At 71.3% G+C, this 20,096-nt stretch carries 16 protein-coding genes; 6 read left to right on the top strand and 10 right to left on the bottom strand.

Features of this window, described 5'->3' with window-relative positions:
- Nucleotides 1-14: 14 nt before the first annotated feature.
- Together ACIP6U_RS11895 and ACIP6U_RS11890 are read right to left on the bottom strand one after the other, a co-directional pair.
- Nucleotides 15-1,337 (bottom strand): ABC transporter substrate-binding protein, encoded by a 1,323-nt coding sequence (locus ACIP6U_RS11895; RefSeq protein WP_401715331.1) that lies wholly within the window; start codon nt 1,335-1,337, stop codon nt 15-17.
- Nucleotides 1,338-1,425: 88 nt separating this feature from the next.
- Entirely contained in the window at nt 1,426-2,442 is a 1,017-nt protein-coding gene (locus ACIP6U_RS11890; RefSeq protein ID WP_401715329.1) for a LacI family DNA-binding transcriptional regulator, read from the bottom strand.
- A 366-nt stretch (nt 2,443-2,808) separates the two neighbouring features.
- On the opposite strand from ACIP6U_RS11890, the gene ACIP6U_RS11885 reads away from it, so the two are divergent.
- Together ACIP6U_RS11885 and ACIP6U_RS11880 are read left to right on the top strand one after the other, a co-directional pair.
- Complete coding sequence (locus ACIP6U_RS11885; RefSeq protein WP_401715327.1) at nt 2,809-3,639, top strand: serine/threonine protein kinase; 831 nt, start codon at nt 2,809-2,811, stop codon at nt 3,637-3,639.
- Nucleotides 3,636-5,207 carry a protein kinase gene (locus ACIP6U_RS11880; RefSeq protein ID WP_401715325.1) on the top strand — a complete coding sequence of 524 codons (1,572 nt, stop codon included), beginning with the start codon at nt 3,636-3,638 and terminating at the stop codon, nt 5,205-5,207. The genes ACIP6U_RS11885 and ACIP6U_RS11880 overlap by 4 nt, the downstream gene beginning before the upstream one ends.
- A gap of 19 nt (nt 5,208-5,226) precedes the next feature.
- Here the strand turns inward: ACIP6U_RS11880 and ACIP6U_RS11875 are convergent, their stop codons facing one another.
- Complete coding sequence (locus ACIP6U_RS11875) at nt 5,227-6,420, bottom strand: hypothetical protein (RefSeq protein ID WP_401715323.1); 1,194 nt, start codon at nt 6,418-6,420, stop codon at nt 5,227-5,229.
- A 355-nt stretch (nt 6,421-6,775) separates the two neighbouring features.
- On the opposite strand from ACIP6U_RS11875, the gene pgm reads away from it, so the two are divergent.
- From pgm to ACIP6U_RS11860, 3 genes are all read left to right on the top strand, one after another.
- Nucleotides 6,776-8,416 carry a phosphoglucomutase (alpha-D-glucose-1,6-bisphosphate-dependent) gene (gene pgm / locus ACIP6U_RS11870; protein ID WP_401715321.1) on the top strand — a complete coding sequence of 547 codons (1,641 nt, stop codon included), beginning with the start codon at nt 6,776-6,778 and terminating at the stop codon, nt 8,414-8,416.
- Nucleotides 8,417-8,564: 148 nt separating this feature from the next.
- Nucleotides 8,565-9,395 carry a PP2C family protein-serine/threonine phosphatase gene (locus tag ACIP6U_RS11865; protein ID WP_401715319.1) on the top strand — a complete coding sequence of 277 codons (831 nt, stop codon included), beginning with the start codon at nt 8,565-8,567 and terminating at the stop codon, nt 9,393-9,395.
- A 333-nt stretch (nt 9,396-9,728) separates the two neighbouring features.
- Entirely contained in the window at nt 9,729-10,784 is a 1,056-nt protein-coding gene (locus ACIP6U_RS11860) for an MASE1 domain-containing protein (RefSeq protein ID WP_401715317.1), read from the top strand.
- On the opposite strand, the gene ACIP6U_RS11855 is transcribed toward ACIP6U_RS11860, so the two are convergent.
- Nucleotides 10,762-11,223 (bottom strand): hypothetical protein, encoded by a 462-nt coding sequence (locus ACIP6U_RS11855; protein WP_401715315.1) that lies wholly within the window; start codon nt 11,221-11,223, stop codon nt 10,762-10,764. The two genes, ACIP6U_RS11860 and ACIP6U_RS11855, sit on opposite strands and share 23 nt — an antisense overlap.
- Nucleotides 11,224-11,316: 93 nt before the next feature.
- Complete coding sequence (locus ACIP6U_RS11850) at nt 11,317-11,865, bottom strand: class II aldolase/adducin family protein (protein WP_401715313.1); 549 nt, start codon at nt 11,863-11,865, stop codon at nt 11,317-11,319.
- A 468-nt stretch (nt 11,866-12,333) separates the two neighbouring features.
- Here ACIP6U_RS11850 and ACIP6U_RS11845 point away from each other — a divergent pair, with 468 nt between their 5' ends.
- Nucleotides 12,334-14,601, top strand: a complete 2,268-nt coding sequence (locus ACIP6U_RS11845) for a M4 family metallopeptidase (protein ID WP_401715311.1) — start codon at nt 12,334-12,336, stop codon at nt 14,599-14,601.
- Between the two features lie 6 nt (nt 14,602-14,607).
- Here ACIP6U_RS11845 and ACIP6U_RS11840 read toward each other — a convergent pair whose 3' ends face one another.
- From ACIP6U_RS11840 to ACIP6U_RS11820, 5 genes are read right to left on the bottom strand one after another with little or no spacing between them, the layout of a single operon-like run.
- Entirely contained in the window at nt 14,608-16,095 is a 1,488-nt protein-coding gene (locus tag ACIP6U_RS11840; protein WP_401715309.1) for an HAD-IA family hydrolase, read from the bottom strand.
- Nucleotides 16,096-16,137: 42 nt separating this feature from the next.
- Complete coding sequence (locus ACIP6U_RS11835; protein ID WP_401715307.1) at nt 16,138-17,220, bottom strand: ABC transporter ATP-binding protein; 1,083 nt, start codon at nt 17,218-17,220, stop codon at nt 16,138-16,140.
- A 3-nt stretch (nt 17,221-17,223) separates the two neighbouring features.
- Complete coding sequence (locus tag ACIP6U_RS11830; RefSeq protein WP_401715305.1) at nt 17,224-18,042, bottom strand: ABC transporter permease; 819 nt, start codon at nt 18,040-18,042, stop codon at nt 17,224-17,226.
- On the bottom strand, nt 18,027-18,926 hold the full coding sequence (locus ACIP6U_RS11825; protein WP_401715303.1) for an ABC transporter permease: 900 nt from the start codon (nt 18,924-18,926) through the stop codon (nt 18,027-18,029). Before ACIP6U_RS11825 ends, ACIP6U_RS11830 begins: the two co-directional genes overlap by 16 nt.
- Nucleotides 18,923-20,080: an ABC transporter substrate-binding protein gene (locus ACIP6U_RS11820; RefSeq protein ID WP_401715301.1), complete on the bottom strand. Its 1,158-nt coding sequence runs from the start codon at nt 20,078-20,080 to the stop codon at nt 18,923-18,925. The genes ACIP6U_RS11825 and ACIP6U_RS11820 overlap by 4 nt, the downstream gene beginning before the upstream one ends.
- Between the last annotated feature and the right edge of the window lie 16 nt (nt 20,081-20,096).

Raw genomic sequence — 20,096 nt, 5'->3', positions numbered from 1 at the left:
TCGTTCCCCGGCCCCTACCCCTGAAGCTCGCGCTTGACGTCGGACATGACCTGGGACCAGGACTTCGCGCCGGACTGGCTGCCCTGGTCGACCCGGCCGAGACCGTTCTCGAACTGGTTCTCCACGATGCGGTCCTGGGCGCCGACAGGGTGCGCCTTCATGCCCTGCACGCTGGCGATGTAGATCTTGCCGACCGGTGCGTTGCTGAAGAAGGGGCTGGTGAACTGGGTGACGGCCGGGTCGGTGTACAGCGCGGGCACCGTCGGGAAGGTGTTGTTCTCCTTGAACAGCGCCAGTTGCTGGGCCGGCGCCTCCAGCCACTTGATGAAGTCGTACGCCTGCTGCGCGTGCGGCGCGTGCTTGGGGATGGCGAGGAAGGAGCCGCCGTCGTTGCCGACCTTGCCCGGCAGCACCGCGATGTTCCACTTGCCCTTCGTCGCGGGCGCCTGCTGTTCGACCTGGGTGAGCATCCAGGCCGGCACGATCAGGGTGGAGATGGTCCCGTTGGCGACCGCGGTGTCCCACTGCGGGGTGTAGGTCGCGACGTTGGCGGAGAGCCCGGCGTCGATGGCCGCGACCCCGTCCTGCCAGGACTTCCTGATCTGCGGATTGGTGTCGTAGACGGGCTTCCCGTCGGCGTCCACGTACTTGAGGTCGCCCTGGTTCGACTCGGCGCGGAAGACCGCCTTGCCGCTGTCGATGAACTTCTTTCCGCTCGCCGCGACGTATTTCTTGCCGGTGGCGATGTAGTCGTCCCACGTGGGCCACAGGGCGCCGACGGCGGCGGGATCGGTGGGCAGTCCGGCCTTCGCGAACAGATCGGTGCGGTAGGCGATCGCCATCCCGCCGACGTCGGTCGGAATGCCCACGATCGAGCCGTCGGAAGCGACTCCGCCGTCCCAACGCCAGGACAGGTACTGGGACTTCAGCGAATCGGCGCCGAGCTTGCGCAGATCGGTGAAGACCGAGGCGTGGGCGACGAACTCGCCCATGTAGTCGATCGCGATCTGCGCGATGTCCGGGCCCCGGCCGGAGGCCAGGGCGGTCAGGAGCGTCTGGTGCGAGGCGTCGTAGTCACTGATCTTCGTCTGGATCTTTACGTTGGGATGTGCCTGTTCGTACTGCTTGACGAGCGTCTTGGAGAGATCGGCGAAGCCCCACATGTTCAGCGTCACGCGGGAGGAGGACGACGAACTGCCCGAGTCGGAGGAACACGCGGCGAGCGCGGTTCCCCCGAGTGCCGTGATCGCCAGGGACATGGCCCGGCGCCTGCTGATGCCGTGGTGAACAGCGGATGGAACCGGCTCGGGATCTCTGACGAGCTTGGAGACCTTCATCTAGCTGCACCTCCAAAGAAGGGGTACCGCATGGTGACCCACGGCGCAGCAGCAGAGCAATAGTTTCTAGAAAGTTTCTTCGTTGTGTTCAGTGATGACCTTGGGTCGGGGCGGCGGTGCTCTCCCGGACGACCAGCTCCGTCGCCAGCTCGACCCCCGGACCGGCGGACTGTCCCGCCATGAGCCTGCTGAGCAGCTGCACCGCCTGCCTGGCCAGGTCCTCGATGGGCTCCCGGATCGTGGTCAGCGGGGGAGAGGCCCAGCTCGCGACGGGTGCGTCGTTGAATCCGACCACGCTCACGTCGTCGGGGACGCGCAGGCCCTTGTGGCGGGCGGCCTCGTACACCGCGAGCGCCTGTTCGTCGGAGGCCGCGAAGATCGCGGTCGGCGGGACGGGCAGGGCCAGCAGTTCGTCCGCCGCCTCCCGGCCCGGCTGGTAGCCGAACTCGGTGTGCGCGACGTACTCCGGCGGTATGTCCAGACCCGCGGCGGCCGCCGCCGCGCGGAAGCCGTCGGCGCGGGCCCGGCTGCACAGCAGGCGCAGGGGGCCGCCGATGGTCGCGATCCGCCGGTGGCCCAGCGCGATGAGGTGTTCGGTCGCGGCGTGCGCACCCCGCCAGTGGGTGAGCCCGACGGTCGGGACCTCGGCCTTCTGGTTGCCCTCGGGGTCGATGGCCACGAACGGCACCATCAGCTCGCGCAGCCGGTCGCGCTGCTCGGCGGTGGCCTCCACCACGCCGAACACCACGCCGTCGGGGTTGCGGGAGGCGACGTGGTCCAGCCACTCGTCCTCCTTGCCCGGGCGCAGCCGGGACAGTACGAGCGCCAGCCCCTCGGCGTACACGGCGGCCTCCATGGCCTGCACCAGGCTCGCCGACCAGGGGCTGTCGAGTTCGCCGAGGACCAGCTCGATCACCCCGGTGAGCCGGCCGCCCGACCGGCGCGGTGCGTAGCCGTGCTCGCGCAGCAGCTCGGTCACCCGCTCCCGGGTGACCGACGAAACGCCCTGTCGCCCGTTCAGCACCTTGGACACCGTCGGCGCCGACACTCCCGCCGCCTGCGCGATGTCCGCGATGGTGGTCCGCGGTGACTCCGTTGCAGCCATCCCAGCTCCCTCCAAGCGCCCCGGCAGCACCCGACCGCCAGGTCCGCGACGACACCACCCGTTGACCGGGCAGGTGCCTGGTTCTATCGTGACAGAAAATTTCGCGAAATTATAAAGTGCACGGTGGTGGCCTACGGCGAATGGCGCATATCGGCGCGGGTACCGCCGCGCGACACCGTGCGGTGGCGGCGTGCGATTCCGCGATCCTGCCCGATGAGCCCCGGGCCCGTGGCGGTTTCGCCGCGTTGAGACGGGCCCGTGTGTTCCTGCCGTCCGGCGGAAGGTGTGGCGAGAACGCGATCATCGCGGCGTGGGGCCGAGGCGATCGAACGTAGAATCCCCCCGACCTCTCGGGGGAGATCACCAATGGAAACAATCATCGTCCAGTTGCCGGAGCCGCCGCGATCGGACCTGTTGCGGCCGGAACCGGAAGTCGGGCGCGGCACCGCGCTGTTGCATCTGGGACCCGGAGACGCAGCCGACTTCGGGCGGGGCCTGCCGAAAGGCGGGGGCGTGCCGGAGGGCGCGGGGGTGCGCATCCTTCTCGCCGACCCCGGAGTCTCGCGCCGGGCCGGGCGGTTGGAGGCGGCCGAGGACTACTGGCGGCTGTCCAACTACAGCCGCAGCGCCTCCTATGTCGTGGAGAACCTGGAGGGCGCCGGCGAGTACATCACCGTCGCTCCGGGCCGCCTCGGGGCGCCGGTGCCGTTCGAGTTCTCGCGGGTGGTGCTGCCCGCACTGTCCGGCAGCGCCACCTTCAAGGTGTTCGCCCCGCAACACGCCTACCTCGACGAGCGATCCGCGCCCGGGGCCGGCGAACAGACCGTGCTGCCCTTCGCGTTGGACGTGACGGCGAAGTACTTCCTCGTCCTGGTCGCGCTCTGCGAACCACGCCTGCGCGACGGCTCGGACGCCACCCTGCCCGGCGTCGGCGAGATCGTGGAACGCCTGCGCCCGCTGGAGTCCTGCCGGGGCCTGACGCGCTCGGCGGTCAACTACCACGTCGACTACCTCGCCCTCGCCAAACTCCGCCTCGACCTGGGCGAGGAGACCGGCCCCGACGACGGCCGCACCGGCGCCAAACGCGCCCGACTCGCCTCCGTCGCCCTGCGCTTCGGACTCGTACGCGAGGAGCACCTGGGGCTGCTGCCGCCGCGCGGGGCGCTCCGGACCACCGAGCAGGGAGTACGGGCATGACCGCGCCCGAAGACGTCCGCGAGCCGTTCGAGGTACGGCCGCTGCCCGTCGGATTCCGCATCGCCGACTGGGAGTTGGGCGCGGTCATCGGCTCCGGCGGCTGGGGCACCGTGCACGAGGCGCACCCCGTCGGCGACGGCGACGGCGCGCTCGTCGCGGTGAAGCTGCTGCCGACCGGTGCCCTCGCCCCCGGACAGCGCGCCGCGCTGGGCGAACTCGTCGCCAGCGAGGTCCGGTTCAGTACCGAGGCGGACCACCCCAACCTGGTCCGCACGCGCGCCGTCCACACCGTCGAGGCGCCCGGCCTGGACGCGTGGGACGGGGCGATCGCCCTGGTCATGGACCGCGCCGAGACCGGCCTTCAGGACGTGCTCGACGGTGCCGACACCGGCCGCCCGGTCGAGCAAGCGGACCGGGTACTGCGCGGGGTCGCGGCGGGCCTCGCCCATATGCACGCGTCGCGCCGGGTGCACGGCGACCTCAAGCCCGCCAACGTCCTGCTCGGCCCGGCCGGCGCGGTATGGCTGGCCGACTTCGGGCTCACCGCCGAACTCGACGGCACCCACGCGCACTTGCCGCCGCTGGGCACCCTCGACCATCTGCCGCCGGAATGGTGGTCGCAGCGCACCGGCGTCGAGGGTGCCGTCGTCCGCCCGACCGCCGACATCTGGGCCTTCGGCGTCCTCGCCCACCAGGTCCTCACCGGCGGACTCCATCCGTTCCCCGGCGCAACCGCCCGCGCCCGGTCCCTCGCCGCCCAGACCTACGCCCGCGGCACCGCACCGCTGCGCCTCGACGCGGGTCTGCCGGAGGACTGGCGGCGCCTGATCGCCGACTGCCTCGCCCCCGACCACGCCTCCCGCGCCCGGCACACCGCGGACACGCTCGCGACCAGGATCGAGCGACTGACGGACAGCGCGGGCTCGCGCCGAAGACGCCGACTGGTGCCAACTGCCGTCGCCGGAATGGTGGTTCTGGCCGCCGTGGCCGCCGGCGGGGCGGCGCTCCTCCGGGACGACGACAGCGCCGGGAACAAGGGCCGCGGTACCCCGGCCGTGGTGACCGACGTGCGCACCACGCCCACCGTCGGAGCGATCCCCGCCGACTCCGACGTCCCCGACGCGCTGCGCCCGGTCATCGAGAGCGCCGCCCGCCGCTGCACCGACGCGGAGATCACCCCCGTACTGCTGGCCGCCATGATCAAGGCGGAGAGCGGCTTCGACACGAAGGCGGCCCGGCCGGCCACCGAGGAGTACGGCGTCGCCATGTGGACTCCCGCGGTCTTCCGGGCCTGGGCCGTGGACGGCGACAAGGACGGCGACAAGGACTACATGTCACCGCCCGACGCGATCTCGACCATGAGCCTGTACATCTGCTGGCTCGACCAGCGCTTCAAACAGGAGGGCATGCCTGCCAAGGACCTGCCCGCACTGATCACGGCCGGCTACCGCACGAGCGACCGCAGCGTCATCGAGGAAGGCGGAGTCCCCGAAGCCGTGCGGCCGCACGTGAAGAAGGTGCTGCGTTACCTCGCTGAGTATGAAGGCAAGACGGAGCCGAGCGACTAGGTCGGGCGGAGCAGGCCGGCTAGGGGACCTGCGCGCCCTGAGTGCCGGTGCAGAGCGGCACGTTGGGCAGTTGGTTGTCCGGCGAGCTCATGTAGATGTTGGAGACGTAGCCGCCGTACTGGGGCAGGTAGGCCCACCAGTCGTTGGTGTAGGGCGGCACGGTCACCTCTTGGCCCTTGACCTGGCAACCCACCAATACCTCAACACCGGCCGGGAGTTGGGTGAGCGGCGCGTCGGCGGTGGACGGACCGGGGCGGACGTTCACATGCTCGCTCCAGGTCCCGAACCACGTGCCGGCCGGCCGCGTCGCGCCCGGTACGTTCAGCGAGCGCGTCAGCCGCCCGATGTCCGTGTAGGCCTTGCCGTACGACGTCCCCACCGGGTGCAGGGTGAAGACGGCGACGATCGCACGGTCGCCGGCGCCCACGGTGCCCGTGGTGTGCAGGGCCGGACGGGACAGGTCCACGCCGGCCGCGGCGGCGTTCGTGTTCGCCTTGGCGACGGTGCTCGCCCTTGCACCGGACGCGGCGGCCGCCGTCGGCGCACCGCACGTGCCGTCCTCGTACTCGCCCGACCACCCCTGCTTCACGGCCCAGGGCTTCTGGAACGCGCCGGGGATGCCGAAGTGCTGGTCGAAGTGGTCCCGCGCGCAGCGGGTCGACTGGCGCAGGTTGCCCATCACGAAGTCCCGTACCTGGGCGGGTGCCTTGTCCAGGATGTAGCGGTAGATCGTGACGGTGTCACGGGCCGAGAGCGCGGTGTAGCCCCAGAAGCCCTCGTAGCCGGCCGGCGGCGGCTGGGTGTCGGTGAGGCCGAGGCGGCTCACCATGCGGGTGATGATCGAGGAGCCGCCGTCCTCCGTCCAGTAGTGATTGGCCGCGTCGTCGTAACTGCTGCGGAGCATCGGCTCCAGCAGGGCGCGGTCGGCCGCCGGGATCGAGTAGTCCGGGCCGCGGTTCCAGAGGAAGTCCAGCGCCAGCAGCAGCTTGACGACGGACGCCGACCTGAACTGCGTGGAGGAGTTGAGCTGTTCGGTGAACGTGCCGGTGCTGCGGTCGAAGACGGCGACCCCGGCCGTGACTCCGGAGGGCACGGTGACGGACGGGGCCTCGGCGGGCCGTGCCGAGGCCGGTGCCGCCGTGCAGAGGGCGAGCAGCAGCGCGGTCAGGGCCGCCGCCGAGGCGAGGATGGATCGGTGTCGGAGCAGACGCATGAAGGCCGTCTCTTCCCTTGGTCGGAGCGTCGGAAGGGCTGTGGTGGAAGGGAGTCGGCGCGCACCGACGGCCCGGCCCCGGGCGAGGAGTGCGCCGCGCGCTCGTTCCGGTGCACCGCACACGCTAGGGACGGAAGGCCGTCGACGGTCCCTGACATGTGTCAGGGCCGGGGCTCGTACTGCCCCGAGGCCGTCCTCCCCCTGGCCCCATCGCCGGTATCGCGACACGATCCGTCCGTGCGGAGCCCGTGCCCGTCGGGCCCTCGCCTGGGCGGGCCACTCGCGGTCCGCCGCCGTGACGGGGGAGGATGGGCGGGCAGACGATATTGGTCAACCGATGTGGAGGAGCGGGCACATGCCTCACGAGCGAGCGGGCCGGCAGGCCGGACCCGAGGATCTCGTCGACGTCGCCCGGCTGGTCACCGCGTACTACGCGCTGCACCCGGACCCGTCCGACCCGGGCCAGCGAGTGGCGTTCGGTACCTCAGGGCACCGCGGCTCGTCCCTGGCGACCGCGTTCAACGACGACCACATCGCCGCGACCAGCCAGGCGATCTGCGAGTACCGCGCCCAACAGGGCACCGACGGCCCCCTCTTCCTGGGCGCCGACACCCACGCGCTCTCCGAGCCCGCCCGGGTCACCGCTCTCGAGGTGTTCGCGGCGAACGACGTGACCGTCCTCATCGACGAGTCGGACGGCTACACGCCCACCCCCGCCGTCTCGCACGCCATCCTCACGTTCAACCGCGGCCGCGCTTCCGGTCTCGCCGACGGCGTCGTGGTCACCCCCTCGCACAACCCGCCCGCCGACGGCGGCTTCAAGTACAACCCGCCCAGCGGCGGACCGGCCGGGTCCGACGCGACGTCCTGGATCCAGGACCGGGCCAACGACATCATCACCGCGGGCCTCAAGGACGTACGCCGCATCCCCTACGAGCGCGCCCTCGCCGCCCCCGGCACCGGCCGCTACGACTTCATGGGCACCTACGTCGCCGACCTGCCGGGCGTCCTGGACCTGGACGCGGTCCGCGCCGCCGGTGTGCGCATCGGCGCTGACCCGCTGGGCGGGGCGTCGGTCGCCTACTGGGGCCGGATCGCCGAGCAGCACCGGCTCGACCTCACCGTGGTCAACCCGCTGACGGATCCCACCTGGCGGTTCATGACGCTCGACTGGGACGGCAAGATCCGTATGGACTGCTCGTCGCCGTACGCGATGGCCTCCCTGATCGCCCAGCGCGACCGCTTCCAGATCGCCACGGGCAACGACGCCGACGCGGACCGGCACGGCATCGTCACGCCGGACGCGGGGCTGATGAACCCCAACCACTATCTGGCGGCCGCGATCGCCTACCTCTACGCCCACCGCGAGCAGTGGCCCGCCGGCACCGGCATCGGCAAGACGCTGGTGTCGTCCACGATGATCGACCGGGTCGCCGCCGACCTGGGGCGCCGGCTGGTCGAGGTGCCGGTCGGGTTCAAGTGGTTCGTGGACGGACTGGTCGACGGATCGATCGGGTTCGGCGGCGAGGAGTCGGCCGGCGCGTCCTTCCTGCGCCGGGACGGCTCGGTGTGGACCACGGACAAGGACGGCATCATCCTGGCGCTGCTCGCCTCCGAGATCCTCGCGGTGACCGGGAAGACGCCGTCGGAGCACTACGCGGCGCTGACCGCCCGCTTCGGCGAACCCGCTTACGCGCGCATCGACGCCCCCGCGAACCGCGAGGAGAAGGCGCTGCTCGCCAAACTGTCCCCGGCGCAGGTCACCGCGGACACGCTGGCCGGGGAGGCGGTCACCGGGGTGCTCACCGAGGCGCCGGGCAACGGTGCGGCCATCGGCGGCATCAAGGTGACCACGGAGAACGCCTGGTTCGCGGCGCGGCCCTCCGGGACCGAGGACGTCTACAAGATCTACGCCGAGTCCTTCCGCGGCCCCGACCATCTGCGCCAGGTCCAGGAGGAGGCCCGGGCGGTGGTCGACACGGCGCTGGCCGGCTGACGCGGCCCCGACCGCGACGAGAGCCGTATCGGCAGCGGCGGTGACGGTGGGGACCGGACGGGTGTGAGAAGGGTCTCCCTTTGTCCACCTTTGGGTGAAATTCATATGTTCTACCCTGAGGAGGCCCCCGTCACCGCCGGAGTGATCAATGCCCCGCAAGGGTCCAACGGACGACGGCGACGAGCTGCTGGCCAGACTCGGATCGCTGACCGCCCAGGCGCGCGAGCTCGCACAGCTCCAGCGCTCCCGGGTCGAGCTTGCCGTTGCCCTCCAGCGGGGCATGCTGCCCAGGGACCTGCCCGAGGCCCCCGGCCTCCAGCTCGCCGTCCGCTACGCGCCCGCCTACCAGGGCCTGAACGTGGGCGGCGACTGGTACGACGCCTTCACCATGCCCGACGGCCGCATAGGGCTGTCCATCGGCGACGTCCAGGGCCACAACATCGAGGCGGCGGCCTTCATGGGCCAGGTCCGGGTCGGCCTGCGCGCGCTCGCCTCGGTCACCAGCGAGCCCGGTGAGCTCCTCGCCCGTACGAACGACCTGATCCTCTCCCTCGGCACCGATCTCTTCGCCACCTGCACCTTCATGCGGCTCGATCCCGCCACCGGCGTGCTGGAGAGCGCGCGGGCCGGCCACATCCCGCACATCTGGGCCACCGCGGACGGCCGATCCGGCGTCAGCGACGACGAGGGCGGCCCGCCGCTCGGCGTGGAGGAGGGCACGGAGTACCCGGTGATGCGGCACCGCCTCACCACCGGCGGCGTCTTCGTCCTGGTCACCGACGGGGTCGTCGAGGGCCCGTCCCTCAGCCTCGACGAGGGCCTCGACAAGGTCGTCCGCCTCGCCGGCGTGGCAGCCGTCGCGGGCCTGGAGGCCGGGGCGCTGGCCGCGGCCGTGATCAAGATGGCGAGGTCGGTGGGCCACGAGGACGACGCGGCGGTCCTGGTGGTCGGGCACGACAGGGCCGTGGGGCGGCTGTAGGGGCTCGGTGGCCTGTCGACCTGGCTGTCTTGTCACGGCGCCGGGCTCTGGCCGTCCTGACGGCTCCGAGGACACGGCGGTCCTGACAGTTCCGAGCAGTTCCGATGAGCCTGGCGGGCCTGACCGCTCACACCACTCCGACGGCCTCGACGATCCCACCGGCCCTGGCGGCTCCGTCACCTCTGAAACCTCCGCCGACCCGGACCGCTCCGACGTCCGTTGGCACCCCGGTGGCATGACACCCCGGCCCCCTTTACCCGAACCGCCCCGGCCCGGCGCAGCCGACCCGCAGCCGACCCGTTCGCCTCGCCGTCCCGGCCCGCTCGGTGTCTGATGGCAGCTGTGGTGGGTACCCGTGATCTGCGCCCGGCGGCCGGCCTGGTTCTGCAGACCCTGGCCGTCGCCGCCTGCTATTTCGCGGCCGGGCGGCTGGGCCTGTTGCGGCAGCTCGTCGTCGAGGACGCCATCGTCACCCCCATCTGGCCCCCCACCGGCGTGGCCGTCGCCTGTCTGCTCCTGTACGGCATGCGCTCCTGGCCCGGCATCGCCCTCGGCGCCCTGCTCGTGGTCATGTCGATCACCTCCCTCCAGCCCCAGGTGATCGGCACCCTGCTGGGCAACACGCTGGCCCCCGTCTGCGCGTACTACCTGCTGCGCAAGGTCGGCTTCCGCACCAGCCTGGCCCGGCTGCGCGACGGCCTCACCCTGGTGTTCCTGGGCGCCCTCGCCTCGATGCTGGTCAGCGCGACCGCGGGCGCCACCATGCTGGTCATCACCGGCAAGCTCGACACCGGGAGCTTCTGGCTCGTCTGGCTGGCCTGGTGGGTGGGCGACGCGATGGGCGTGCTGATCGTCACCCCGCTCCTGTTGCTGATCCTTCAGGCGTCCCGCCGGACCCTGAACCTGAGCCGGTGGAAGGAGGCCGTGGGCCTGGCCCTCATCGCCGGCTGTCTGATACCCGTGGCCACGCACAGCTCCATGAGCCTGCTCTTCCTGGTCTACCCGCTGCTGATCTGGGCCGCGCTGCGCTTCCAGCTCGCCGGCAGCTCACTGTGCGCCCTGTTCGCCTCCGTCTCGGCCACCGTCGCCGCGACGGACCGGACCGGACCGTTCGAGCATCTGACCAGCGTCGAGGTCATGATCAAGCTCCAGGCCTTCAACGGCTCGATGGCCCTGACCGCCCTGCTCCTGTCCGCGATGATCACCGAGCAGCTCAACACGAGACGGTCGGTGGAACGGGCCTGCCAGGAACTCGTCGAGGTCCTCGCCCACCTCACGGCGGGGGAGCCGCCCCCGGTGCCGCCACCCGTCGACACGGACCGGGCCGAGCCCGGCGAACGATCGGTCGCTAAGAAGAACCGCCCGGTCAGTCCCACAGGGGATACGTGACCGTCGGGCCGTAGATGTCGGGCCTGCTGTCCGGATAGGAGAGGGTGATCCGGGTGTAGTGCCGCGTCCCGGGGTGCTTCTTCCACGGCTTCGGATCGGAGAGCCGTACGACCACCGGGTACGAGCGGAAGGTCCCGGCTGCGCAGTAGGGCTTGCAGTCGTTGAGCATGTTGACGCCCTCGGCCGTCGCCGTCTCCGTGCCCCACTGCGACCACTTCAGCGAGGTCAGCCGGCTGTTGCCGTCACCGCACGCGAGCGTGAAGTCGCCGGGGCGCACGTCCGTGTGCCAGAGGCAGTCGACGAGCACGGGGACCGCCTGAGGCTGCACGACCGGTGCGGCCGGTGACGACGGCCCGGCGGAGGACGGGGCCCCCGCGGCGGCGGCGAGCGCCGCTGCCAGACAGAGCGTGACCGCCGTACGCATCGCGATTGCACGCATGTCCGCTCCCCGCTGCCGTCTCCGGACCGGCCCGTCCGTGCCGTCCGAGGTGTTCGAGCTGTCCGTGCCCACTGTGCTGTGCCTGTACCGACGCTACGACCGGCAGCCGGTGTGCACCACTCGGACGGAGTAATGACGGCCGACGGCGGCGCAGGGTTCCGTCTGTCCCACCTCGTCGGCGCGCACGGTGAGCGGCACGCCGGGCTGCCGCGCCGCGAGGGCGTTGCCCGTCGCGTGGTCGGTCACCGGTTCGGACCGTTCCCCTCGAGGTATGTGATCCGGCCAGGCGCTCGCGTGCGGCATCAGCGGGTCCGCGGGCGGCTCGGCCGGCGCGGCGCGTGCGGTCCGGTGGGGCGAGTGGACGTGCGCGAGCGAGTGGAGGCCGGGACGCGCGCGGTGCGTCGCCGCGCGCGTGCGCAGCTCCAGCGGCAGCCCGGGTGCGAACTGGTCGTCCGGGGAGAGCTCGTGCATCTCCTCGGGCCGGCACCTGTCCTTGCGGCGGCCCGCGCGGGGGCGGACCGGACAGTGCTCCGGGTCGTCCGTGACCACGCTGACGTGGCCGAACATGCCGATCAGGCCGTGGCGCGCGAGGATCCGCGTGGCCGTGGCCGGTTCGTCGCGCGGTGCCTGACGGTCGGTCATGTCCGTACTCCTGCGCCGAGTCGGCGCGTGGGCGGGCCGCGCCGTTCTCCGGCGGGGAGCGCAGGTGCGCGGCGGGTCGCGGGAGGATGTCGGAGCGGGCAGGCGAGGGATGCGGGCGGGGTCGCGGCGAGGTGCGTGCCCGGTCGAACTCCCGGCGGACAACCGTCAATTCAAGCCGATGTCTTGTCACCTCCATGACAACTCTGTGCGTGGGATGTCACTCTGCTGTCCGCAGGTTCACCTGTGCTTCACACCCCCCACATTTCCCACACCCCCCATCTCCACCCCCCACCCCACCCCCCACCTCTTCCCATCCCCCCACCCCTTCTCGCGCGCGGCCGAGCCCCGGCGTCATCCGGGCGTCGCTCGTGCCGTGCGTGCGCACCCGCGCGCCGCCGGACGGCCACACCCGGCCGACCGCTCGCCCCGGCCTTGACCCGAGGCCGACCGCTGCAGAGGGAGAACGCCTTGTCCAGGCAACACCGCTTCTCGCACCGCTCCAGATACACCATCGCGCTGGCGCTCACGGCCGCGAGCACGATGCTGGCCACCGGCGTCCAGGTCGGTACCGCCGGCGCGGCCCCCGCCGACCCCGGCGCCGCGAAGATCCACGCCACCCCCCGCGCGGGAGCGGCTCCGGCCGCCCTCAGCCCCGCCCAGCACACGGCGCTGCTCAAGCAGGCGACCGCGGCGGTCGGTGACACGGCCAAGAGCCTCGCCCTGGGCAGCCGGGAGAAGCTCGTCGTCAAGGACGTCATCCGGGACACCGACGGCACCACCCACACCCGCTACGAGCGGACGTACGCCGGTCTCCCCGTCCTCGGCGGCGACCTCGTCGTGCACACCAAGGCCGGGCGTACGACCGCGACGAAGGCGACCAACGCCAAGCTCGACCTGGCGTCCGTCACCCCGAAGGTCACCGAGGCCACGGCCAAGACCAAGGCGCTCGCCGTCGCCGAGAAGGCCAAGGCCGACGCGCCCAAGATCAACAACTCCCGCCTGGTCGTCTGGGCCGCGGACGGCAAGCCCGCCCTGGCCTGGGAGTCGGTGGTCGGCGGTTTCCAGGACGACGGCACCCCCAGCGAGCTGCACGTCGTCACGGACGCGAAGACGGGCAAGGAACTCTTCCGCTACCAGGGCGTCGAGACCGGCACCGGTACCGGGCAGTTCAACGGAGAGGTCCCGCTGGGCACCACGCTCTCAGGCTCGACGTACCAGCTGGTCGACAGCGACCGCGCGGGGCACCGCACCTACGACCTCAACCAGGGCACTTCGGGTACCGGGACCCTCTTCACGGATGACAACGATGTCTGGGGTGACGGCACTCCGGCCAACCGTCAGACGGCCGGTGTGGACGTGGCCTTCGGTGCAGCGGCGACCTGGGACTTCTACAAGGACGTTTTCGGTCGCAACGGCATCCGCAACGACGGCGTCGCCGCCTACAGCCGGGCCCACTACGGCAACAACTACGTCAACGCCTTCTGGCAGGACGCCTGCTTCTGCATGACCTACGGCGACGGCTCGGGCAACACGCACCCGCTGACCTCGCTCGACGTCGCCGCGCACGAGATGAGCCACGGCGTCACCAGCGCCACGGCGGGTCTCACCTACTCCGGCGAGTCCGGCGGCCTGAACGAGGCGACCTCCGACATCTTCGCCGCCGCGGTGGAGTTCCACGCCGACCTGCCCGCCGACGTGCCGGACTACCTGGTCGGCGAGAAGATCGACATCAACGGCAACGGCACCCCGCTGCGCTACATGGACAAGCCCTCCAAGGACGGTGCGTCCCGCGACAACTGGGACTCCTCGCTCGGCGGCATCGACGTCCACTACTCCTCGGGCCCGGCCAACCACTTCTTCTACCTCCTGTCGGAGGGCAGTGGCGCCAAGACCGTCAACGGGGTCGCCTACGACAGCCCCACCTCCGACGGCCTGCCGGTCACCGGCATAGGCATCGAGAACGCCCAGCAGATCTGGTACCGGGCGCTCACCACGTACATGACGTCCTCCACCAACTACGCCGCCGCGCGGACCGCGACCCTCCAGGCCGCGACCGACCTGTTCGGCGCCTACAGCCCCACCTACCTGGCCGTGGCCGACGCGTGGGCCGCGATCAACGTGGGCAACCGGGTCGCGCCGGGCGTGAACATCAGCCCGCTGGCCAACCAGACGACCGGCGTCGGTGAGCAGGTCTCCCTCCAGGTCGACGCCTACACCACCAACACCGGCTCCGCGCTGACCTATTCGGCGACCGGTCTGCCGGACGGTCTGTCGATCAGCGACACCGGTCTGGTCACCGGCTCGCCGACCACCGCCGGCACGAGCAGCGTCACGGTGACGGTCACGGACGAGACCGGGTCCACCGCGACCAGGTCCCTGTCCTGGCGGGTGGCGAACCTGTTCTCCAACAACACCCGGGTCGACATCCCCGACGCGGGAGCCGCGGTCGAGTCCGCCGTCACGGTCCCCGACCGCGAGGGCAACGCCTCGGCGACCACCGAGGTCTACGTCAAGATCGTCCACACCTACCGCGGTGACCTGACGGTCGACCTGGTGGCCCCCGACGGCACGGTCTACTCGCTGCTCAACCGCAGTGGCGGCTCGGCCGACAACGTCGACCAGACCTTCACGGTGAACGCCTCGTCCGAGCCCGTCGCCGGCACCTGGAAGCTGCGCGTCCAGGACCGTGCGTCGATCGACGTGGGCTACATCGAGAAGTGGTACCTGGCTCCCTGATCGGCCTCACCCGGCGCTGGGCCCCTCCGGCAGGCCCAGCGTGAACGTGGTGAGGACCGCCGCGTGGTCCGACGGCCAGTCGTTTCCGGCCACGTCGGGCCACGCGTGCGGGACGCCGGTGACGACCGTGCGCGAGTCGACGACTTCGAGGCCACGGCCGTCGTGCAGGACGTAGTCGATCCGGTCCTGCGGCTCGCCGAGGGCGGGGTCGTCCTCGTTCACCGGGTGGATCGGTGACCAGGTGTGGCCGGGGGCGCGGACCGGATCGGGGTGCGCCTCGCGGTAGGAGTCGCGCAGCCCCGCGGCCTCGGCCGCCCTCGTCACCGGCCACGCCACGTCCGAACGGTCCAGGTGCGAGGGGCAGTTGAAGTCACCGGTCAGGACCACCGGCACGTCCGGCCGCGCCGACTCCTCGATCTGCCGCAGCGCCTCCCGCATCTGCGCGAGCCGCACGTCCTCGTGGTCGATCAGCTCGTCCGCCGAAAGCCCGTCGAAGGCGGCTTCGTAGGGGCCGTACGGCGTGTAGTGCAGATGAGCCGTCCATACGTCCACCTCGTGCGCGGGCCCGACGCGGACGCGGGCGCCGGCCGCTCCGTAGAAGCCGACGCCGGGGTCGCCGAGGCCGGCCGTGATCGGGTGGCGGCTGATGATGCCGAGGTTCTCGCCGGCCTCGTGGTGGTACCAGCCGAGCGCCTCGGCCAGTTCCCGGGCCGCGGTGCCGGCCGTCTCCTGGAGGCCGACGACATCGGCCTCGGTGTCCAGGATGACCTTGAGCTGCTTGGCGCGGTGGTCGTCGATCCGCGCGCCGCCGAGCCAGAGGTTCCAGCTCAGCACCCGCAGCCGGGGCGCGACCAGGTCCCGCAGCCGGTTCGGGGTGACCTCTTCGAGGCTGGCCACGACCGTGCGGCCGGGCGCCGGGTCGATGGGGGCCAGCGACGGCACGGCGAGGACCGCGCAGCCGGCGGCCTCGGCGGAGCTGACGCCGGTCGGGGTGTCCTCGACGGCGACACAGCGGGCCGGGTCCACGCCGAGGGCGCGGCAGGCGGCGAGGTAGGGGTCGGGGGCGGGTTTGGTGTGCGGGGTGTCCTCGGCGGTGACGGAGACCGCGAAGCGGCTCGCGCCGAGGGCGTCCAGGACGGTGTCGGCGACCGCGCGGGGGGACGCGGTGACGAGCGCCGTGGGGACGCCGTCGCGGGCCAGGGCGTCGAGCAGGTCGAGCGCGCCGGGGCGCGGCACGATGCCGGTGCGGACGCGGGCCGCGAACTCCCGGTGCAGGGCGGTCGCGAGATCCGCCGCCGACGCACCCGTGGTCGTGGCGAGCCAGTCGGCGGTGTGCTCGACCGGACGGCCGAGCACCTCCGGCTGGTCCGCGTCCGTCAGGGTCCTGCCCGCGACCTGCTCCACCGCCTCCCACCACAGTCGCTCGGTGTCGACGAGCGTTCCGTCCATGTCGAACAGGACGGCCTGGAGCGGGAGTTGGGTGTGGGGGGTCACGTTTCTCTCTTTCACTGCGGGTTCACCGCGGGCCACCTGGCCCTACGGCTGGACACGTTCTGCCACGAGTACCGGCCGCTCCGGGAGCGACACCGTCACGGCGGCGCCGGCGCCCAGCGCGGTGGCCTCGTGCGTGGGCAGGTCGGCCTTGACCTCGGTGCCGTCGGCGAGCCGGACACCGACGCGAACGACCGCGCCGAGGAAGGCGGTGCCGATCACGCGTGCGGTCCCGGACTCCTCGGCGCGCACGTCGATCGCCTCGGGCCGGACGAGCACGTCCACGTCGGGTCCGGCCGGGGCCTCGCCGTCCACGGGCAGCCGCTGCCCGCCGAGCACTTCGACGACCCCGTCCGTGAGCCGTCCGGGAAGCCGGCTCATCGTGCCGACGAACTCGGCGACGAACGCGGTGGCGGGCCGGCCGTACAACTCGGCCGGTGCGGCGCACTGTTCGAGCTTCCCGGCCCGCATCACGGCGACCCGGTCGGCGATGGACAGCGCCTCTTCCTGATCGTGCGTCACGAAGAGGGTGGTGATGCCGAGTTCCTGCTGGAGCCGGCGGATCTCCTCGCGCAGGCTGAGGCGCACCTTGGCGTCGAGCGCCGACAGCGGCTCGTCCAGGAGCAGGACGCGCGGACGCAGGGCGAGCGCGCGGGCCAGCGCGACGCGCTGCTGCTGGCCGCCGGAGAGCTGGTGCGGGAAGCGCTCGCCCTTGTCGCCGAGCCCGACGAGGTCGAGCAACTCGGCCGCACGCGATCGCCGTTCGGCCGTACGCACCTTGCGCATGCGCAGTCCGAAGGCGACGTTGTCGAGCGCGTTGAGATGCGGGAAGAGGCTGTACGACTGGAAGACCATCCCGGCGTCGCGGCGGTGCGCGGGCACGTCGGTGACGTCCTTGCCGTCCACCAGCACCGTCCCGGAGGTGGGGTGTTCGAACCCGGCGAGCATGCGCAGGGCGGTGGTCTTGCCGCAGCCGGAGGGGCCGAGCAGGGCCAGGAACTCACCGGGACGCACCGTCAGGTCGAGTCCGTCGAGGGCGATCGTCGGGCCGAACTCCCGGCGCAGGTCCTGGAATTCGACGGTGGCTGCGTTCTCCGTCGTGGTCTTCTCAAGCGTGGTGGCGGTCATGGTTCATCCCCGGGACGAAGCGGTTTTGTCACGTCCGCCGACACCGGCGAGCGCGAGGAGGAGTGCCCAGGTGACGACCAGGCTGAGCACGGAGACGGCGACGGAGAGCTGGGCGTTGGACCCGCCGACGCTGTAGATCCACACGGCGAAGGGCTGGAAGCCGAGGAGTTGGGCCACGGTGAACTCGCCGAGCACCAGCGCCAGCGTCAGGAAGGACGCGTTGAGCAACGCCCCGCGCAGATTGGGCAGTACGGCCCGCACCAGCGCCTGCGGCCAGCCGGCGCCGCAGCTGCGGGCGGCCTCGACGAGGGTCTTCACGTCGATCGCCCGCAGCCCCGAGTCCAGTGCCCGGTACACGAACGGCAGCGCCATCACGACGTAGGCGAGGACCAGGACGAACGGGAAGTCCGGGTTCTGGATCGCCACGAAGGTCTGGAACAACGGGGTTCTGGACAGGTGGTCGGGCCCCCACTTGAGGACCGTGGCGATACCCGCGACGAACGCGATCGGCGGCACCACCAGCGGCAGCGAGCAGATCACCTCGACGACGGGCCGCAGCCGGGGCGCGCCGAGCCGCAGCGCGACCATGGCCGGGACCATCAGGAGCAGGACCACGGCGATGGTGGCCGCGGCGAGTTCCAGCGAGAGCACCAGGCTGGTGGTGAAGCCGTCGGCGGAGACGATCTCCGTGTAGGCGTCGAAGGTGACGCCCTGCCCGGGCACGTCCACGGTGAAGATCACGGACGCGGCGAGCGGCACCAGGAAGTACAGGGCGGCGAGGGCGAGGACGACCCACCGCCAGAGGTTCAGGCGTCCAGCCATCGCGCGCTCCGTCGTTGCAGGGGCAGATACACGGCCATGACCAGGCCCGCGACCAGGACCATGTCCAGGCTGAGGGCGAGGGCCACGTTCTCCTGGCCGACCAGCACGTTGCCGGAGATGGCGTCGGCGATCTGGAGCGTGACCAGCGGGACCGAACTGCCCACCATGGCCGCGGCGGTGGCGTACGCGGCGAACGCGCTGCCGAAGAGGAGGACGAACCCGCCGAGCAGCGAGGGCAGCAGCACCGGCAGGGCCACGTGCCGCCAGTACTGGACGCCGGTGGCGCCGTTGTTCTGGGCGGCCTCGCGCCACTGGGTGCGCAGGCCCTCCAGGGCCGGGGTGATGGTGAGGACCATCAGCGGGATGAGGAAGTACAGGTAGACCAGGACCAGGCCCGAGAAGCTGTAGAGGTCCCAGCCCTTGTCCTTGAGGCCCAGGTGGGTGGTCAGTACACCGGCGTTGCCGAGCGTGGCGACGAACGCGAAGGCCAGCGGCACGCCACCGAAGTTGGCGAGAACGCCGGAGGCGGTGAGCACGGCCTCGCGCAGGGCGCGGAAGCGTGAGGTGACGACGACCTGCGCGAGCGGAAGACCGAGCAGGGTGCCGAGGGCGGCCGAGAGGGCGGACAGCTTGACGCTGCCGATCAACGCGGTGAGGTAGGCGCCCTTGAGGGAGTCGGTCAGGTTGACGGTGCTGTACGAAGTGGCGCCCGTCGTCTGGTTCTTGACGGTGAAGGCGCCGTTCAGCATCGCGATGGCGGGCACCCCGAAGGCGACCGCGACGAACACGAGCAGCGGGACCACGGCGATCCAGCCGGGAACGCGGCGCCGCCGCTTCGAAGAAGCGGCGGCAACCACGTCGGCCCGCGTGAGCGTGGCCGTCATCCGGAGACGGCCTTCGCCCAGCCCTGCGCGATGACCGTCTTGGCCTTCGCCTGCTGGGCCTCGGTCGGGAAGCTCGGCGTGCCGGAGACCTGCGGGAGCTTGGCCGCGGCGGTCTTGTCGAGCGTGCCGGCCGCCTCCATGGAGGTCATCAGCGCCGGACGCGCGTACCCCTTGAGCCACAGGTTCTGGCCCTCGGCGCTGTACAGGTACTCCTGCCACAGACGGGCGGCCGCCGGGTGCGGGGCGTCCTTGTTGATGGCCTGCGAGTAGTACTGCGCGAACTGGCCGTCGCTCGGGATCGAGACCTTCCAGTCGACACCCTTGGACTTGAACTCGTCGGCGTAACCGGCGTTGAGGTAGTCCCAGTCGATGGAGATGGGCGTCTCGCCCTTCTCGACGGTGGCCGGGGTCGACTCGACGGGCGTGTAGTTGCCGTTCTTCTTCAGCTCGCCGAAGAAGTCCAGGCCTGGCTGGATGTCGTCGAAGGAGCCCTTGTTGGCGAGCGCCGCCGCGTACACGCCACCGAAGGCCGAACCCGACTTGGTCGGGTTGCCGTTGAGGGCGACCTGGCCCTTGTACTGCGGCTTCAGCAGGTCCGCGAAGGTGGTCGGACAGGTCTTGACCCGCTTGGCGTCGCAGCCGATGGAGATGTAGCCGCCGTAGTCGTTGAACCACTGCCCCTTCGGGTCCTTCTGGCCCTCGGGGATGTCGTCGAAGGAGGCGACCTTGTACGGCGCGAGCAGCCCCTGCTGGGCGGCGCTGAGCGCGAAGGAGGAACCGAGGTCGAGGACGTCGGGGGCGCGGTCCTGACCCTTGCGGGAGGTCACGGCGTTGATCTCGTCCTGGCTCGACCCGTCCGGGTTCTCGTCCGTGATCTTGATGCCGTACTTCTTCGTGAAGCCGTCGATGAGGGCACCGTAGTTGGCCCAGTCGCGGGGGAGGGCGATGGCGTGCAGGGTGCCCTCCTTCTTGGCCGCCTTCACCAGGGCGTCCATGCCGCCGAAGTCGGCGGCGGAGGTGGCGGTGGCGGCGTTCTTGCCGTCGGTGGTGGACGACGAGTTGTCGGGGGCGGCGCCGCAGGCGCTGAGGGCCAGCGCGGCGACGACGGCGAGGGAACCACCCAGGACGGCGTTTCTCGACGGGGACACGGTCACGGTCTCTCCAGGGGTG

Source organism: Streptomyces sp. NPDC088794, from assembly GCF_044750545.1.
Classification (GTDB): domain Bacteria; phylum Actinomycetota; class Actinomycetes; order Streptomycetales; family Streptomycetaceae; genus Streptomyces.
This window is presented reverse-complemented; position numbering and strand designations above follow the sequence as displayed.

Coding starts and splice junctions, on each gene's coding strand:
- ACIP6U_RS11880 (WP_401715325.1), top strand. CDS start 3,636: ATGACCGCGCCCGAAGACGTCCGCGAGCCGTTCGAGGTACGGCCGCTG.
- ACIP6U_RS11860 (WP_401715317.1), top strand. CDS start 9,729: ATGGCAGCTGTGGTGGGTACCCGTGATCTGCGCCCGGCGGCCGGCCTG.
- ACIP6U_RS11835 (WP_401715307.1), bottom strand. CDS start 17,220: ATGACCGCCACCACGCTTGAGAAGACCACGACGGAGAACGCAGCCACC.
- ACIP6U_RS11885 (WP_401715327.1), top strand. CDS start 2,809: ATGGAAACAATCATCGTCCAGTTGCCGGAGCCGCCGCGATCGGACCTG.
- ACIP6U_RS11830 (WP_401715305.1), bottom strand. CDS start 18,042: ATGGCTGGACGCCTGAACCTCTGGCGGTGGGTCGTCCTCGCCCTCGCC.
- ACIP6U_RS11865 (WP_401715319.1), top strand. CDS start 8,565: ATGCCCCGCAAGGGTCCAACGGACGACGGCGACGAGCTGCTGGCCAGA.
- pgm (WP_401715321.1), top strand. CDS start 6,776: ATGCCTCACGAGCGAGCGGGCCGGCAGGCCGGACCCGAGGATCTCGTC.
- ACIP6U_RS11855 (WP_401715315.1), bottom strand. CDS start 11,223: ATGCGTGCAATCGCGATGCGTACGGCGGTCACGCTCTGTCTGGCAGCG.
- ACIP6U_RS11825 (WP_401715303.1), bottom strand. CDS start 18,926: ATGACGGCCACGCTCACGCGGGCCGACGTGGTTGCCGCCGCTTCTTCG.
- ACIP6U_RS11890 (WP_401715329.1), bottom strand. CDS start 2,442: ATGGCTGCAACGGAGTCACCGCGGACCACCATCGCGGACATCGCGCAG.
- ACIP6U_RS11895 (WP_401715331.1), bottom strand. CDS start 1,337: ATGAAGGTCTCCAAGCTCGTCAGAGATCCCGAGCCGGTTCCATCCGCT.
- ACIP6U_RS11875 (WP_401715323.1), bottom strand. CDS start 6,420: ATGCGTCTGCTCCGACACCGATCCATCCTCGCCTCGGCGGCGGCCCTG.
- ACIP6U_RS11850 (WP_401715313.1), bottom strand. CDS start 11,865: ATGACCGACCGTCAGGCACCGCGCGACGAACCGGCCACGGCCACGCGG.